Raw genomic sequence first — 16123 nt, forward strand, 5'->3', positions numbered from 1 at the left:
GCAGCCGTCACGCCTTGTAAAGCGCGTCCAGCCGCGCCTGATAGCGTGCGCGGATCACGTGGCGGCGGATTGATTGCTTGGGCGTCAGCATCTCGTTGTCGATCGTGAACGGCTCGTCCGCCAACGCAAAGCGCCGCACCTTCTCGATCACGGACAGGTCGATATTGACGCGATCGACCGCGGCCCTGATCGCCCCGTGCAACGCCAGGTCCTCACGCAAGGCCTCAAGATCGGCCGGCTTGCCCTGCGCCTGTGCCCATGCCTTGAGCCAGTCCGGATCGGGCACGATCAGCGCGACGATGTGCGGGCGCCGGTCGCCATGCACCATCACCTGCCCGATTTCCGGCTGCAGGGTCAACATGCCCTCCAGCTTGGCCGGGGCGACATTGTCGCCCTTGTCATTCACGATCAGGTCCTTCTTGCGGTCCGTGATCATCAACCGCCCGGCATCGTCGAACCGGCCGATATCACCGGTGTGCAGCCAGCCATCCTGGATGGCCCGCGCGGTTTCCGCCGGGTTGTTCCAATAGCCCTTCATTACCAGCTCGCCGCGCACGAGGATTTCGCCATCCTCGGCAATGCGCACCTCCACATGCTTGAGCGGCGGCCCCACCGTGTCCATCCGCAGCCCGACCGAGGGACGATTGCAGCTCACGACCGGTCCTGACTCCGTCTGGCCATAGCCTTGCAGCAAGGTGAGGCCGAACGACTGGAAAAAGGTGCCCACCTCGGGGTTGAGCGGCGCACCGCCAGAAACCAGTGCCTTCATCCTGCCGCCGAACCGAGCCTGGATTTTGGGATTGATCGTCCGGTTGAGCACGGCCTCGAGCGGCTTGTCCCACAAGGGCAGCGTGCCGCCCCTTTCCGCCCGCTTGGCGCCCAGCCGCAGCGTCTGCTCCAGCAGGAGCGCGGGCACCTTGCCCTGCTTCTCCACCGCCTTGGTGACGCGGGTTTTCAGCAGCTCGAACAAGCGCGGCACGACCACCATGATGGTCGGTCGGGTTTCGGCAATATTGCTCGCCAGCTTTTCCAGGCTCTCGGCATAATAGATCTGCCCGCCCAGACCGATCGGCAGAAACTGCCCGCCCGAATGCTCATAGGCATGGCTGATCGGCAGGAAGGAGAGGAACACCTCATCATCCCAGCCGAAATCACCGGCAATGATGTCGACACAGCCCTCCACATTGCAAAGGATTGCGCCGTGATGCTGGATCACCCCGCGCGGTGCCCCGCCGGTTCCGCTGGTGTAGATCAGGCAGGCGATATCATCGCGCGTGGCCGTCTGCTCGGCGGCGCAGGCGACAGGATCGGCCGGATGCTCGGCGATGAGCGTCGCCCAGTCGCAGATCTGCACAGCCGAGTTCTGCATCGACTTGATCGGCTCGATGCTGATCGCGAATTCGATCCGCGAGCGCATAACGGCGGGCAGCAGGGCAGAGCCGATTTTTGCGGTCGAGAAAATCACCGCCCGCGCGCCGCTATTGCCGATGATGTGCTCATGATCGCGCGTGGTGTTGGTGGTGTAGGTCGGCACGGTGATGGCGCCCGCCGCCATGATCGCCAGGTCGGCAATGCAGAATTCCGGTCGGTTCTCACAGACCAGCATCACCCGGTCGCCCGGCGCGACGCCCAGCGCCTTGAGCGCCTTTGCCATTGAGGCGACCCGGCGGGCGGTCTCCATCCAGCTGATCGGTTGCCATTGCTCGCCCTGCTTGGCCCACAGGAACGGCCGCTCGCCGCGCTCCACGGCGCGCGTAAAAAACATGGCGGTCAGGCTTGGAAAATATTCGAGGGCCTGCAAGCAACGCTCTCCTTGAACCGGCTGCTCCGACAGCGAGCGCCTTTACATCCCATATAGCGCGCCGTTCCGCGAGGGCCACCCTGCCCGCGCGCCCGATCGTGCATCGGCGGCAGCGCCGGCAAGATACGCACATCATCCCCTTGCTTCGGGATCGTGCGCGCCCCACTGTGCCGCGACTGCAGCGCAGCGTCGTCGATCACAACCAAGCGGGCTTGCCATATGTTCCATTTCCGTGCCGCCATCGGCTTCCTTTCCGCGCTGGCCCTGACGGCCTGTGCGACGACCATGCCGCCCCGCTCGAGCACAGCGCCGCGTCCTGCTTCGCCGGTAGCCCAGAATTTCGTCGTGGCCTCCAATCCGCTGGCAGCGGAAGCCGGCATGAAGATCCTGCGCCAGGGCGGGAGCGCAGTCGATGCGGCCATTGCCGTGCAGGCGATGCTCTCGCTTGTCGAGCCCCAGAGCTCGGGCATGGGCGGCGGCGCATTCATGACCTTCTTCGATGGCGGCACGGGCAAGGTAGTCGTCTATGACGGTCGGGAAACGGCGCCCGCCGGTGCCGCGCCGGACATGTTCCTCGGTGCCGATGGCAAGCCCATCCCCTTTCGCGACGCGCTGGTGAGCGGCCGGGCGACCGGCGTGCCGGGTGCGGTGCGGATGCTGGCCCTGGCTCATGACGAGCATGGCAGCCTGCCCTGGAAATCTCTCTTCGGCGATGCGGAGCGGACGGCACGCACCGGCTTCACTATCACGCCGCGCCTGGCCAAGTTCCTGGAAGGGAATTTTCCCCAGATGCAGGTGGCCGATGCGCGGCGTTATTTTTCTGCCCCGGACGGATCGATCAAGAAGGCCGGCGATCAGCTCGCCAATCCCGCTTATGCCGATTTTCTGCAGCGTCTCGCGGCGCAAGGGCCAGCCGCGCTCTATGCCGGCGATACCGCGCAACGGATCGTGACGCGGGTCGCCGCGGGGCCGCTCGGCAGCAGCATGACGCTGGCTGATCTGGCGGCCTACCGTCCGATTAAGCGTGAGGCCGTGTGCAATCCCTATCGGGTCTATGTCGTCTGCGTGCCGCCGCCGCCATCCAGCGGCGTCGCCTTCCTGCAATTGCTCTCCTTGTTGGAACGGACCGACATCGACAAGCGCGGGCCAGCCGACCCGCAGGCATGGTTCCTGTTCGCCGAGGCGAGCCGGCTGATGTACGCCGATCGCGACCGTTATGTCGGCGATCCGGCGTTCACTGCCGTTCCCGTCGCCGGGCTCCTCGATAGCGCCTATGTCGACAGCCGGGCAAAGCTGATCGGCGCTACCGCGGGGCCGCCGCCCTCGGCCGGTGTGCCGCCCGGCGCGCAGATCGCTGGCATCGACGACACCCATGAGCCCGGCGGCACCTCCCATTTCATCGTGGGCGATGCGCGCGGCAATGTCGTCTCGATCACGACGACCGTCGAATCCATCTTCGGCACGGGTCGTATGGTCGATGGCTTCTTTCTCAATAATCAGCTGACCGATTTTTCCTTCACGCCGCAGGATGCGGACGGAAGGCCGGCAGCCAACGCCGTCGCACCCGGCAAGCGCCCCCGATCCTCGATGATCCCGTTGGTGATGGTCGATCGAGCCGGCCATTTTGCTGGCGCTATTGGCTCGGCGGGCGGCAACGCCATTCTCGCTTATGTCGGCAAGTCGCTGGTCGCTGCGGTGGATTGGGGCCTCCCCATGCAGGAAGCCCTCGCCCTCCCCAACCTTATCGCGCGCGGCTCTGCCTTTCAGGGTGAAGTGAGCAAGTTCTCTCCGGAGACGCTGGCAGGCCTGAAGGCCCGCGGCATCGACCTGCGACCCGGACAAGGCGAAGACAGCGGTGTTCACGCCGTCATCATCCGCAATGGCGTGGTGGACGGCGGTTATGACCCACGCAGAGAGGGGCGGGTCTTGGTGGAAGCGTCCAACTGATGGAACGACGTCACACATGATGACGGCGGCGGCGCCGTGCATTCGCCTCAGGCGCACATGAGAAAGCGGGCCGCGCTGAGCGCGACCCACTTTCTTGATCAGCGCGTGATGTAGGAGCGGCGGAACAGTTCTACCGCATTCTCCTTATTGGCCATGCTCAAGGGTTGGCCGACATAATCCCGCTGTCCCCAGCTTCCCCATTTGCCGCTCCCGCCATAATCAGAGAACATCACCATAAGGTCGCCCACCTCGTTGCGCCATTTGGTCAGGTAGGTCGTGTACAGTTTGCTCATGCGCGGATCGCGCTGCAACGCGGTCATTTTCTCCAGAGATGGCGAACCGAGCACATGCTGGCCGGCCTCATAGGTAATTGTCCGCAATCCGAATGTGGTTGCGACCTCTTTGACTTTTTTGGACTCGGCGATGCGGTCGGCCACTTGGTCGCTGAGCGAGGCGAAGACGGCATCGACGTCTGCGGGGGTATCGAATGCGGTGGCCGAAAGATTCGCCGCAAAATAAGGCGCAATCGCGACCGCATCGACCTTCTTCGCTGTGTCGCCGAAGCTCAAGACGAAGTTCGCATTCCATGCGCCCGTCTGAATCGCCGCGACACGAACGATCCGATGCATCTGGCCAGCAAAGACAGAGGACCAAATGTCCATCACCTGACCGGTCTTCTGAGCATAGCGCGATAGCATCGCCATGTGATCATTGGTCGAGAGGCCCGCCGCCTTCCCTTCATTCAAGGCCTGAGTGGTCACCGGGTAAACGTAGTTCCACACCTCGTTGGAGACCTCCACATAGGCCTTCAACGATGGATCGAGCCGGGTACGAACGAGTTCGGCAAATTTGCGAACATACTCATCGTCAGCATTCCAGGGAACGCAGAACCACGGATCGGCCTTCAATTCGTTGGCTAGCTGGATCATATACTCCAGCGCCACGCCGTCCGGGCCGTTAACGACTTCATCTCCCAGCTTGGTTCTTGTCTCCCAGCGCACGGGAAGATTGCCTTCAACCCCGCCATAGGACCATTTCATGAAGCGCAAGACGCCGTATCGTTTCACCTCGGCAAGGTAAGTGGGGTCGAACGTGGCGTTGGGATCGGCATCGACCTCCCGGCAGTCCGCGTTGCGAATGGGATCGGACGGGTTGATGTTCGCGAAACGCAACCAGGTTCCAGCCCCCCCCTTGGGTACGAAGGTAAATGTCAGAGATTTTCCGGATACCCGAGCATTCTTTACAGGTTCGCCCCCGACGCTGACGCTGCCGGTGCCTTGCCAACGACAGATGATGTCGACGCTCTCACCCCACAGGCTCCGCGTGGGCAGCGCCAGTGCACGAATGCCGGCTTCGCCCGCACGCAAGTCTACGAGCCGCTTGTTGGAATCCAAGCGATCCTGCGGCATGTCTGTCCATACGCCCTGCGCGGTGACCAGACGCCAGCCATCGAGCAGGTTCATAAACGACCTGTTTCCGACGTAGGTGGTCAGCGGAGTGAGGTTTATGCCGAGCTTCATGGTTGGCACACCCGACACCGCCGACCCGGTTCCAACAGTGGTCGCAGAACCGGGCGTGGATATCGTCGTGGTCGATGAACCCGACGGCTTGGTGCCCGAGGACGTCGACGGGAGCGACGCAAGGGTCAGAACCGAGAGAACATCGGCCCATTTCACCAGATTGAGGCCTTTCAGCTTGATTGACGCCGTATAGAGAAGAAACGCGCTGGCCGTGCTGGCAGCCACTGCCGCCGTGCCCATCATCACTGTCGAACTCAGTGCCATCGCACCGATCAACCTGAGTTTCGTTTTACGCACCCGGTTCATACGCTTCAACTTCCTGCCAACCCCGTAGGGATTCATTGCGTCCCGAAGCGAACCTAGGAGAGAGCCAAAAAGCTTCGATTGCCAAGTGTGGTTAAATTCCTGCTTACCACCCCGCTGAACGCATCGCGTTACCGATCCGCTATATTGCTCTGTGATTGTCTGCAGCCCGCCGTTCTACGCCGGTTGACCGATCTTTCGGTTTTGCCAAGAGCAAAGCTACCAACAGGTTTCCATCTGCGGCGATCAGCGGCACACCATGCTGCTAGGCGCGCGACAACGCCTTTGATGGCGGGTGAATGTCGCGGGATGGCTCGCCTCCCGGCTGAGCATCGCGCAGGCCTCTCCGGGACCTTTTGTCCAAGCGCAGACCGGCGATCGCTCCCGCAACCAGCCATGTAATCGGCTGGATGGACGAATTCGGGATCAAGTCCAGTACATTGTACATGTGGACCGCCACCAGCGCGAGACTGGCTGTCGGCACCGCGCTGCGGCGCAAACGGAAAGCGCGCCAGAAGGGATAGGACAGCAAACCGAAGAATAGCACATAGCCGACCCAGCCCAGCATGCCGATGACGATGATCCATGTGCCATCGGTCACCGCGACATCGAGCGTGCCCCCCCAATGCGCGACCACGATCACACGATTTCGACCAAATGTCCCCCATCCGAACAATGGCCGCTGCTCCGCTCTGTCGAGCAACAGTTCTTCATTCCTCAGTCGGAAATCGAAGGAGTCCGCCCGCTCGGCGCTCAACGAGGCAGCGGTCTGTACGATGTCCTGCAACGGCAGCAGATTGGCGCCGCGCAGGGCGGGATAGGTCACGACCATCATGGCCAACCCGGCGATTGCGATCAGGAACATGCGCCGCTTGAGCAGCAGCAACATCGGGGCCAGCAGGGCGACCAGGACGACTGCGCCGACGGATTTGTTCAGGATCAGGATGCCCGCCAGATAAGCCGCGATGAGGGACATCGGGAGTCCGAACAACTTCATTCGCATCTTCATCAGGCCGAGTGCGGCCAGAAGTGCCATGCCGAGCAGCGTGGACACCAGCAGGCCATGGCCGAGGAACACCATCGAGCGAAAGCCGCCGAACCGCATCTGTTGCAGGAAATATTCGGCGTCTTCGATGCCATAGACCCATCGCTGCAAAAACGGACTGAGCCTGACTTCGAGCATGATTGGGATGGAATAGGCCAGTGCGCCGATCACCAGCGCGAGCAGGATCTGCCGATGGCCACGCTCATTGCCGAGCAGACCGGCGCCGAGCACGAACGGCGCCAGCGTGATCATATGGCCGACCGACATGGACAGGCCTTCTCTAAAACCGAGCGCCGGGAAGGCCATGCTCCCGATCATGTAGAAATCGCGGTTGGTCAGAGCCGTGGCAAAGGGCGTGAGGACGAAGCCCAGCATCAGCAAGTTCAGCGCCTTGCTGCGCGGCCATTTGAACTCACCCCTCCGCGCGGTGGCCAGCGCAAGGACGAACGCTGCGAGGCTCGGGATGGTGGACTTGTCGAAGGCCGGAATGCCCGGAAGGTCGAACGCAACCCCGCGCGGCAGCAGCAGATAGCCCGCGAGCAACGTCCAGATCGTCGCCCGTCCGGCCGACATGGTCATGTAAAGGACCAGAGCCACCAGCGGCCAGAGGATGAGAACGCCCTGAGCGATCAACGCCTGCATCGCTTCATCCCCTCCGCGCGATGCAGTTGAGCGCGCTCATCAACGCGCCGGCCATGGCAGCCCGCTCGCACGACCCTTCACGCTGGCGGACAGCCTCAGTAGGCATGCTTGTCCCAGATCAGGCGCACGACAGTCTCGAGGATGATCCGCAGATCAAGCAAGGGCGACCAATTCTCGATATAATAGATGTCATATTCGACACGTTTCTTGGCTCTCTCGATCGTATCGATCTCTCCGCGCAAGCCCCTAACCTGCGCGAGGCCGGTGATCCCGGGCTTCACGCGATGCCGCGCCGCATATCCACGGACCGCGTCGTGATAATAGGCATCGCCGACGCGCATCGCCAAGGCGTGGGGCCGCGGCCCGACCAGAGACATCTCACCCCTGAGCACATTCCACAACTGCGGCAGTTCGTCGATGCTGGTGCGACGAATGATGCGCCCCACCCGGGTGATCCGCGGATCGCCCTTGCGCGTCCGTTCGCCACCACTGACATCCTGACGATCGGTATACATCGACCGGAACTTGAGAACCTCGATTTCCAGATTGTTGAAGCCGAGGCGCTTCTGGCGGAACAGGATCGGCCCCTTGCTCTCCAGCCGGATGGCGAGCGCGGTGAGGATGAGCAGCGGCGCCAGAACGATCACGCCGATGAGCGCAAGAAGGCGATCCTGAATCTCCTTCAGAACGCCGTCGAAATCCCGCATCGGCAGTTGCCACACGCTGAGCACCGGCAGGGAGCCGATATAATTGACGCTGTACCGATCCCGCAGCACCAGAAACTCGCGCGGCATGATGCAAATGTCGATCGCGCCGGCACTGAGCTGCTCGATGATCTGGTTGAGGCGCTCCTGTCGCACCAGAGGCAGCGCCACGATCACCTGGTCCAGCATCCCCTGCTGCGCGAGGCCCAGCATCTCGTCGAACCCGCCGAGATACGGAAATCGCCCGATCATGCCCGTCTCGACCCGAGAGCGCCGGTCGTCTGCAAAACCAACGATGTTGATATGGGGCAGCCGCTCGATTTCCAGCAGTTCCAGCAGCCGGCTCGTTACCTCCCGGTCCGCGCCATAGATCGCCACGCGCTGTCCGATAATCTTGTGCTTCATCGCCACGCGAACGAGTTGCCGGAACAGCAGGCGCGAAAACACCAGAAAGATAAGGCAGACCAGCGAGAAGACGAGCGCGAAGCGGAGCGACAGATCGCCGCCTTTGCCAAACTGGACGAGGATGAATCCGGTCAGCGTCAAAGCCACGAGGAAGTCGAGGAATGTGCTGCCGCCAAGATCATCGCCCTGCCCTCGGAAGCCGGAATAGGCGTCCCGGGAAATCCGGATCAGGAAAAAGTTGATCGCCATGACGACCACGACGGTCGAATGCAGACGCGCGTCCAGATAATAGCCCAGGAAACTGCGGTAAAAGGCGACCGTGATCAGATAGGACAGCAGGAAGCACAGGCTGTCATTGATGATACCGCCCGAGCGCAACACGTTGGACGTGAAGCGGACATATTTGTTACGCGCAGGACGCTGAAAGCTGATCATGGTTCGCCGAATTACAAAACGGTGTCAAAAGCGACCAAACAGGCCGCGATCGGCCGGTTTGCCTGGGGGATCATCCACGAGATAGGCTGTCCGGGCATTGTCCAATCCATTCTGAGCCACGCTCGCGCAGGTCCCATCTTGTATGGCCGCGCATTGCGCCACGAGCAGGCTCCACGCCTTTTCCGACGACGGCAAAGCCCGGGCAAAATTGCGCGCGACCGACATACTCCGCGCCCTATCCCCCGAGTCATGAAGATATTGCATATAAGATTGCACCAGAGGAAAATTCTGGGGAATCTGCTTCAAGCCCTCTTCGTAGACCTGGCGGGCACGCCAGTTCTCGCCGCGCGCCCGATAAAGCTGCGCCACGGCCTGATAGGCGTCGGGATTGCGCGGATCGTTCGCCAGCGCCAGCTGCGCCGCTTCCAGCGCAGCGCGTGCGTCGCCCCTTTTCGCGGCATAGTGCGCGCGCAACAGCAGCGCGTCGACATTCTCGGGATCCTGCTTGAGCAGCGATTCGACCTGCCCCTCGACTCCCTTATCCTTACCGGTTTCCATGAGCAGGCGCAGCTTGAGCGGTGCGATCAAATCCTTGGCGCGCCCATCCGGCACGGAATTCAAAAGCAGATTGGCCGTCTCGCGATTTCTGCGCGCCAGCAGATAGCGCGAAACCGTCAGGACGGCGAGCGGGTCACGCCAATCCGTCGGCCCGCGCGCGACGTCGGGCGACAGCGGCGTGGGGTCGAACTCCCACCAGATTCGGGTGAGAACCTCATAATCCGACGGCTCTCGCAAACCCTCGCGGAGCAGCGCCAGGCTGGCCTCGCGGGCCTGCGGCAGCCGGCCCATCTTGTAGAGCAGGTTGATGCGGTCCAGCTTCATGGCCGTCCCGGCATTGCCGGTCGCGACCAGCCGGCCCAGCGCCTCAGCCATCGGCTCGGGCTTGCCCAGATAGCGGTACAGATTGACCTTGTTGGTCAACAGCGCCGAGGAATCGCCGGAGACACGCAACGCGTTGTCGATCAGGGCGATGGCCTCTTCCGCCTGCCCGCGCCGCGCCAGCACCCGCGCCTTCACGATAACACCGGCCTCATCCGTCGCCGAGCGCGCGAGAATCCGGTCCGCATAGGACATCGCATCGTCTAGCTGCTCGCGGGCCAGGGCGATCATGCCCTTCGTCTGGAGCGCGGGCATGGCATCGGGTTCCAGCGTCAACAGTCGGTCCGCTGCCGCTTCGGCATCTGCGATCTGCCCGAGCTGAACGCCGAGATTCGCCACATAGGCGAGGGCCAGGCGGTTCGTGGCATCGAACTCCAGCGCCCTCTGGAACGCCCGATAGGCCCCCGCAGGATCGCCCGACTGCAAGGCAATCATGCCAGCCAATTGCTGGAAATTAGGTCCATCTTCCCGCAGACGGATCGCCTCGCCAATCGCCCGTTGGGCACCGGCAAGGTCGCCCGCCTGCAGCAGCGCTTCCGCCGCCTGTGCCCGCTCGGCGGCCTGCTCGCTCGGGCTCTTGCAGCCGCCCAAGGCCGCAAGGATCAGCAAAGCCGCCAAAGCGTTCGATGATGGGCCTCTGCCCGTGGCCTTCGGCATTCGACTGCCGAAACGGGCAGCGCTGCCATGAGCGAAAGTCAGCCTGCCAAACCCGGTCATATCGCCCTGTCGTGAATATCGCCCAACCCGCGTCGCGTTACAGGGCTTAACCCCAGCAAGCAACGAAAGTAACCATTGCCCCCACATCATTAACCGAGCTTTTACGTAGTGACGGCATAGGGTTTTGGTATATGAAGCCTGCATTCCCGGCCAAGTAGAAGGATCCTCAACCGTGCGGTTTCCCGTAATTTCATGGTCCATGGCGGGCCTTCTTGCCGCCGTCGCAACGCTGCCAGCGATGGCGCAGCAGAACGCCGCTGCGGCAGGCGGTGCATCCAATCAGGTCGCCCGGCCCTATACAATTAACCCCGGCGACCAGATCGAGGTTTATGTGTGGGGCGAGGAGCGTCTGCAGCGCTCGATCCGCGTGCTGCCGGATGGCAGCTTCTCCTTTCCGTTGGTCGGCCGCATCGTCGCGCAGGGCATGCTGCCCGAGCAGGTCCAGACTGCGATCTCGAACGGATTGGCCAGCCAGTATCGGGGCGAGCCCCCGCAGGTGACCGTCTCGGTCGAGACGCCGTCGGGCTTCACCTTCTCGGTGGTGGGCCGGGTCCGCGGCCCCAGTTCGTTCACCCCGGGTCGCTATGTGAACCTGGTCGAGGCCATCGCCATGGCCGGTGGACCGGATGAGTTCGCCAATCTCGATAACGTCACCATCATCCGCAAGAACGGCAATGAGCTGTCCGCGCTGCGCTTTCGGCTCGGCGGCGCGATGAAGGGCAATCTTTCCGAAGAGGCTGCCCGCGCCATTCCCCAGATCCAGACCGGCGACACGGTGATCGTTCCATGAATAAGACGAAGCTGATCGGCTCGGCAGCCATCGCCGCCCTCATGCTCGGCAGCGCCGCGCAGGCTGACACCCGCATTGGCGCGGATCTCGGCGTCACCGGCGGTGTCGCCAGCAATCCCTATGGCACGGTGGGCGGCGATAGCGCCGCTGCCACGCTGGCCGGCAGCTTCGCCCCCACCGTCACGATCAATTCGCCGACGGGCACGACCCAGTTGCGCGGATCGGTGACGCATACGGAATATTCGCGACTCTACGACGGCACCACAGATTACGGTCTTTCCGGCAACATCAGCCGCCAGATCAGTCCGCTAACCTCGTTGACTGCAGGTCTCTCCTACTCCAGCTACGTGCGCAACGGCCTGTATCCGGTCTACGATCCGATCGTGGGCGGCCCGGTCGATCCTGGCGCCCCGATCATCGTCGATCCGAGCGGCAGCGTGAACTATCGCCAGCGGTCAGACGTGTTCTCCGGCCAGTTGGGGCTCGGCTTTACCCTCTCGCCCCGCGACACGCTCAACGTGTCGGCCAACGGCACGCGCGTGCGGTTCCCGGACAATATGGGCCTCTCCAAGGAATATGACACCTACGGTGGCGGCCTGACCTATATGCGCGCAATCGGTGCAAACACCTCGGTGGGTGTGGGCTTCAATGCGGCTCGCAGCGACTATCTCGATCCCGCCTTCGGCAAGACCACCCAATATACGCCGACCGCCCAGCTCAACACGCGGCTGGCGCCCCGGCTGAGCTTGAAGCTCGCGGCGGGCTTGACCTTCAGCGAGACGCAATTCCCCGCCGTGTCGATCAACAACACGTCCTTCTACGCCTCGGCAGATCTCTGCCGTGAAGGGGATCGCACGAGCTTCTGCCTCACGGGCTCGCATGGGGTTTCCCCCTCGTCGATCGCCGGCTCCTCGCGAGTCACGGCCATCGGCGCGCTGTACAATTACAAGATCGATCAGCGGAGCAGCTTCAACGCCAGCGCCTCTTATTCCCGGTCGAGCAGCCTTGTGGGAACCGGCGGCAATGATAGCGATTATGCGCGGGCGAGCGTCGGTTACGAGCGTTTGCTGCGTCCTCGGCTGTCTGCTGTCATTTCGGTAACCTATAGTGACACATATACCTCGCTCGTCTCACGCAACGCAAACATCCACGGACTCGTTGGATTGCGGTACAGGCTCGGTCAGAACTGATGAACAACGTCCACGCCAATTACGACACGGCTGAGGAGTCCGGCGGGGCATCGTTCCTGCCGCATATCCCGACGATCCTCATGCAGCGCAAATGGCTGGTCATCGTGCCCGCCCTTCTGCTGCTCCTGGCCGGCATCGCTACGGCGTTCCTTCTGCCGGTGCAGTACCAGTCCAAGGCGGTTCTGCTGGTCGAAGCCTCGCTTCTTCCCGAGGATGTGGCGGGCGATCCCCGCAGCGCAGACGGCACGAGCGTCGTCGACCAGCGCATGGCGCGCATTCGCCAGCAGGTCCTCAGCCGTCCGCAGTTGGTGGAACTCATCCAGAGGAACGGGCTCTACCAGACCGAGCTGCGGACCCAGTCGCTCTCCGAAGTCATCACCACGATGCGCGAAGCGATCGCCATCGAACCGGTCACAGCGGACATTCAGGCCGCCAATGGCGGGCGCCGCAGCACCATCGCCTTCTCGATGAGCTTCAACTATTCCGACCCGGTGAAGGCCCAGGCCGTCGCCCAGGCGCTGACCGACCAGGTGCTGCAGCTGGACGCGAGCACCTCGGCCGCGCAGTCGGTGAACACCATTCAGTTCCTCACCGACCAGCAAGCCGATTTGCAGACGCAGATCGCCGCGCTGGACAAGCAGATCGCCGACATCCAGCTGAAGAACGGCCTCACGCTGGCCAGCAGCACCATGGCGACGACCGGCGGCGGCACCATCGGCATCGACAGCCGCATCGCCGCACTCCAGTCCGCCAATGCGCAATTGCAGGCGCAGCGTGAACTCACGCAGAGCGCGGCTGACCGCGATCCGGTGATCGCCGAAGCGGAAGCCGCTGTGGCCACCGCCCGGGCGCGTTACACCGAGCAGCATCCGGACGTGGTTCTGGCCAAGCAGCGGCTCGCCGAGGCGCGGGAGCTAGCGAAATCCAATCAGTCGCGCATTCCTACTTCCGCTATTTCCGCGCAGATCGCCGCCAATAATCGCGAGATTTCCCGCCTTGAATCGGCGCGTGCCGCCGAAGAAGGCCGCAGCGCCTCCATTCTGAGCGCCCAGATCCGCGCGCCGGTGGTGCAGCAGGAACTGGCGCAGCTGCAGCAGCGCATGACGGGTCTCAACGAGCAATATCAGAAGGTCTCCAACCAGCTGATGAACGCCAAGGCTGGCAAGCGTGCCGAGGACGAGCAGCAGGGCGAGCGTCTTTCCGTGATCGACCCGCCGGTGGTGCCGGACGATCCCTATTCGCCCAATCGCCCGAAGATCATCCTGCTCGGCGCCTTCGCAGGCCTGGGTCTCGGCTTTGGCCTGATCTTCCTGATCGAAATGCTCACGCGGCCGATCCGTGGCGCTGACGCCGTCCTGCAAGCGACCGGTGCGTTGCCGCTGGTGGTCATTCCCACGATCATGTCGCGGGCCGAGCAGCAGCAGCGCGGTTTGAAGCGCCTGTGGCCCTTTGGCGGGCGCAAGGGCCGCACGAAGCCCGATGACGATGATGACGACGACTGATCCGCGCGCACTGTATCCAAGGAGTTTGAGCATTGTCTGATCAGCTTGCGCCATCGGCCCTGCAGGGCGCGCCTTTCCGCATTCCCGCGCCCAATGAGACGGCGCTGTTTACACCCGACCCGAAGCTTCTCGAAGCCCAGCATGTCGTGGCGTTCAGCAACCGGCACCTTGCCTCCCGCCCGTTCAGCCTGCTGCGCTCGCAGGTGGTCAAGCGGATGGCAGCGGGCGGGCACCGGATCATCGGGGTCACCTCCCCGGCTCCCGGTGCCGGCAAGTCGTTCCTGACCGCCAATCTTGCCGCCACGCTGAGCCGCCTGCCCGGCAAGCAGGTCCTCGTGTTCGACCTCGACATTCGCCGGGCCTCGCTCGCGCAGAATTTCGGCTTGGTGGGCGAAGTCGGCCTGGAGCGCTTCCTCGCCGGCGAAACCGACGATCTGCGCAAGATCGGCCGCCATGTCGAAGGCACCAACCTCACGCTCTACCCCTGCTATTCGAACGATCTCGACAGCATGCCGCTGCTCGCCGGCGACCGCTTCGACCGGTTCGTCAAAGCCCTGCGCACGCTGGATGACGATACGATCATCCTCTTCGACATGCCGCCCGTGTTCGCCAATGACGACGCCATGGTGATCGCCGGCCATGTCGATGCTTATCTGATGGTGATCGAACAGGGCCGGACCAACCAGAAGCAGGTCACCGATTCGATCCGCCTGCTCGACCCCGCCGAATGCCTCGGTTCCGTCCTCAACCGCTACGATGGCGGCGTGACCGATCCCTATGGCTATTCCTACGGCGGTTACGGCAAGTATACGGACTACTTCAGCAAGGAAGACTGAGCGGCTCCGGTTCGCCAGCCTACCGCATTGTTGCGCTGTAGCGACCGCACTGAATACAAGGGGTGTGAAGCGCTCGCTAACTCCCACCGTCACCCCGGGCTTGACCCGGGGTCCAGCTTCCTAATCCTCAAATACATTCCGGCGCACGGATGCACGGTTTGGTTGAAACTCCCTCCCCCGCAAGAAGCCTAGCGGGGCCCTCTGAGTTCACAAACGAAGTGCAACACCTCAGACAGGTGCTGCCATGTCCAGCTATCGCCAGTTATCGCTCGAGGAACGGTGTTCGATTGCCCGGCTTCATGAAGCCGGGCAATCGATCCGGCAAATCGCTGCAACTCTGGATCGCCAGCCGTCGACCATCGCGCGCGAACTGAAGCGCAACGCCGGTGCGCGGGTCGGCTACCAGCCCGCTTATGCGCAGCAACAAGCCCAGGCACGGCGTTGGACTGGCTCGCGGCTCGAACGCGACAAGACCCTGCGCGAAAATGTGCTCGACCGGCTTGCGATGGGCTGGTCCCCCGAGCAGGTCTCAGGGCGCCTCGCGCATGAGGCCGGGCGCAAGATCATCAGCCATGAGACCATCTATCGCTTCGTCTACACCCAGTTGAAGCGAACCAATGACAGGCTCTGGCGCTTCTATCTTCCTCGCGCCAAATACAAGCGCGGCTGGCGCACCAAGGGAGGCTGGCCCCGCTATGCCGATCGCCCTTCGATCCATGATCGCCCCCACAGCATCGCCACCCGCCAGCAAGCCGGCCACTGGGAGGCCGATGCCATGCTCTTCTCTTGCCCTGGTCAGGCCATCCTCGTCGCACATGAGCGCCACTCAAGGCTGACCATCGCTCTGCAGCAAAGCAGCCTCAAAGCTGACCCCGTCGCAGCAGCTCTTGTACGAATGCTGGGGCCAATGCCCGCCGCCTTGCGGCGCTCAATCACGTTCGACAATGGAACAGAGTTTAACCGGCATCAGCATATCGCCAACCAGCTCGGCCTCAGCACCTTCTTCTGCGATCCCCGCGCACCGTGGCAAAAAGGCGGCGTCGAAAATGCCATCGGCAGACTGCGACGAAGCCTGCCCAGAAAGACCGACGTCGACCAATTGCATCAGCTGAAAATCGATGACATTCTGGCTCTGTACAATCACACGCCCCGAAAATGCCTCGGCTTCCAAACCCCCGCTGAAGCCTTCCTCAACCCGTTGCACTTCAAATGTGAATCCACACCCGGGTCAAGCCCGGGGTGACGAGGGTGGTGGGCCGGCTCGTCGGGCGTCAGGCCGACGTCATGAGTTCGACCAAAGGCCGATAGCGCTGCACTCCAAACCCTCTCCCTCTGAGGGAGAGGGAT

The 16123-nt window shown here is 62.8% G+C and carries 11 protein-coding genes; 6 read left to right on the top strand and 5 right to left on the bottom strand.

Features of this window, described 5'->3' with window-relative positions:
* Positions 1-7 precede the first annotated feature (7 nt).
* Positions 8-1801 carry an AMP-dependent synthetase/ligase gene (locus M2342_RS14430; protein WP_264579591.1) on the bottom strand — a complete coding sequence of 598 codons (1794 nt, stop codon included), beginning with the start codon at positions 1799-1801 and terminating at the stop codon, positions 8-10.
* 219 nt (positions 1802-2020) lie between these two features.
* Between M2342_RS14430 and ggt the strand changes: the two genes are divergently transcribed.
* On the top strand, positions 2021-3748 hold the full coding sequence (ggt, locus tag M2342_RS14435) for a gamma-glutamyltransferase (RefSeq protein ID WP_264579592.1): 1728 nt from the start codon (positions 2021-2023) through the stop codon (positions 3746-3748).
* A 98-nt stretch (positions 3749-3846) separates the two neighbouring features.
* Here the strand turns inward: ggt and M2342_RS14440 are convergent, their stop codons facing one another.
* The 4 genes from M2342_RS14440 to M2342_RS14455 all read right to left on the bottom strand — a co-directional run bounded on the left by M2342_RS14440 (position 3847) and on the right by M2342_RS14455 (position 10359).
* Positions 3847-5574, bottom strand: coding sequence for a hypothetical protein (locus M2342_RS14440; protein WP_264579593.1), 1728 nt, complete (start codon positions 5572-5574; stop codon positions 3847-3849).
* Between the two features lie 262 nt (positions 5575-5836).
* Complete coding sequence (locus tag M2342_RS14445; protein ID WP_264579594.1) at positions 5837-7258, bottom strand: hypothetical protein; 1422 nt, start codon at positions 7256-7258, stop codon at positions 5837-5839.
* A gap of 95 nt (positions 7259-7353) precedes the next feature.
* Complete coding sequence (locus tag M2342_RS14450; RefSeq protein WP_181560414.1) at positions 7354-8802, bottom strand: undecaprenyl-phosphate glucose phosphotransferase; 1449 nt, start codon at positions 8800-8802, stop codon at positions 7354-7356.
* Between the two features lie 24 nt (positions 8803-8826).
* Positions 8827-10359, bottom strand: a complete 1533-nt coding sequence (locus tag M2342_RS14455; protein WP_264579595.1) for a tetratricopeptide repeat protein — start codon at positions 10357-10359, stop codon at positions 8827-8829.
* A gap of 271 nt (positions 10360-10630) precedes the next feature.
* Between M2342_RS14455 and M2342_RS14460 the strand changes: the two genes are divergently transcribed.
* The 5 genes from M2342_RS14460 to M2342_RS14480 all read left to right on the top strand — a co-directional run bounded on the left by M2342_RS14460 (position 10631) and on the right by M2342_RS14480 (position 16019).
* Positions 10631-11248 carry a polysaccharide biosynthesis/export family protein gene (locus tag M2342_RS14460; RefSeq protein WP_264571104.1) on the top strand — a complete coding sequence of 206 codons (618 nt, stop codon included), beginning with the start codon at positions 10631-10633 and terminating at the stop codon, positions 11246-11248.
* Positions 11245-12438 carry a hypothetical protein gene (locus tag M2342_RS14465; RefSeq protein ID WP_264579596.1) on the top strand — a complete coding sequence of 398 codons (1194 nt, stop codon included), beginning with the start codon at positions 11245-11247 and terminating at the stop codon, positions 12436-12438. Before M2342_RS14460 ends, M2342_RS14465 begins: the two co-directional genes overlap by 4 nt.
* Positions 12438-13940: a GumC family protein gene (locus M2342_RS14470; RefSeq protein WP_264571106.1), complete on the top strand. Its 1503-nt coding sequence runs from the start codon at positions 12438-12440 to the stop codon at positions 13938-13940. Before M2342_RS14465 ends, M2342_RS14470 begins: the two co-directional genes overlap by 1 nt.
* A 32-nt stretch (positions 13941-13972) precedes the next feature.
* The gene (locus M2342_RS14475) at positions 13973-14776 is read left to right on the top strand and encodes a CpsD/CapB family tyrosine-protein kinase (protein ID WP_264571107.1); all 804 of its coding nucleotides are present in this window, start codon (positions 13973-13975) and stop codon (positions 14774-14776) included.
* A gap of 244 nt (positions 14777-15020) precedes the next feature.
* Complete coding sequence (locus tag M2342_RS14480; protein ID WP_264579175.1) at positions 15021-16019, top strand: IS30 family transposase; 999 nt, start codon at positions 15021-15023, stop codon at positions 16017-16019.
* Positions 16020-16123 lie beyond the last annotated feature (104 nt).

Origin of the sequence: Sphingobium sp. B8D3A (assembly GCF_025961995.1) — a bacterium.
Taxonomy (GTDB): Bacteria; Pseudomonadota; Alphaproteobacteria; order Sphingomonadales; family Sphingomonadaceae; genus Sphingobium.

What these genes read in the sequence shown, in the direction of transcription:
- ggt (WP_264579592.1), top strand. Translation starts at nt 2,021, where the DNA reads ATGTTCCATTTCCGTGCCGCCATCGGCTTCCTTTCCGCGCTGGCCCTG.
- M2342_RS14440 (WP_264579593.1), bottom strand. Translation starts at nt 5,574, where the DNA reads ATGAACCGGGTGCGTAAAACGAAACTCAGGTTGATCGGTGCGATGGCA.
- M2342_RS14445 (WP_264579594.1), bottom strand. Translation starts at nt 7,258, where the DNA reads ATGCAGGCGTTGATCGCTCAGGGCGTTCTCATCCTCTGGCCGCTGGTG.
- M2342_RS14450 (WP_181560414.1), bottom strand. Translation starts at nt 8,802, where the DNA reads ATGATCAGCTTTCAGCGTCCTGCGCGTAACAAATATGTCCGCTTCACG.
- M2342_RS14465 (WP_264579596.1), top strand. Translation starts at nt 11,245, where the DNA reads ATGAATAAGACGAAGCTGATCGGCTCGGCAGCCATCGCCGCCCTCATG.
- M2342_RS14470 (WP_264571106.1), top strand. Translation starts at nt 12,438, where the DNA reads ATGAACAACGTCCACGCCAATTACGACACGGCTGAGGAGTCCGGCGGG.
- M2342_RS14480 (WP_264579175.1), top strand. Translation starts at nt 15,021, where the DNA reads ATGTCCAGCTATCGCCAGTTATCGCTCGAGGAACGGTGTTCGATTGCC.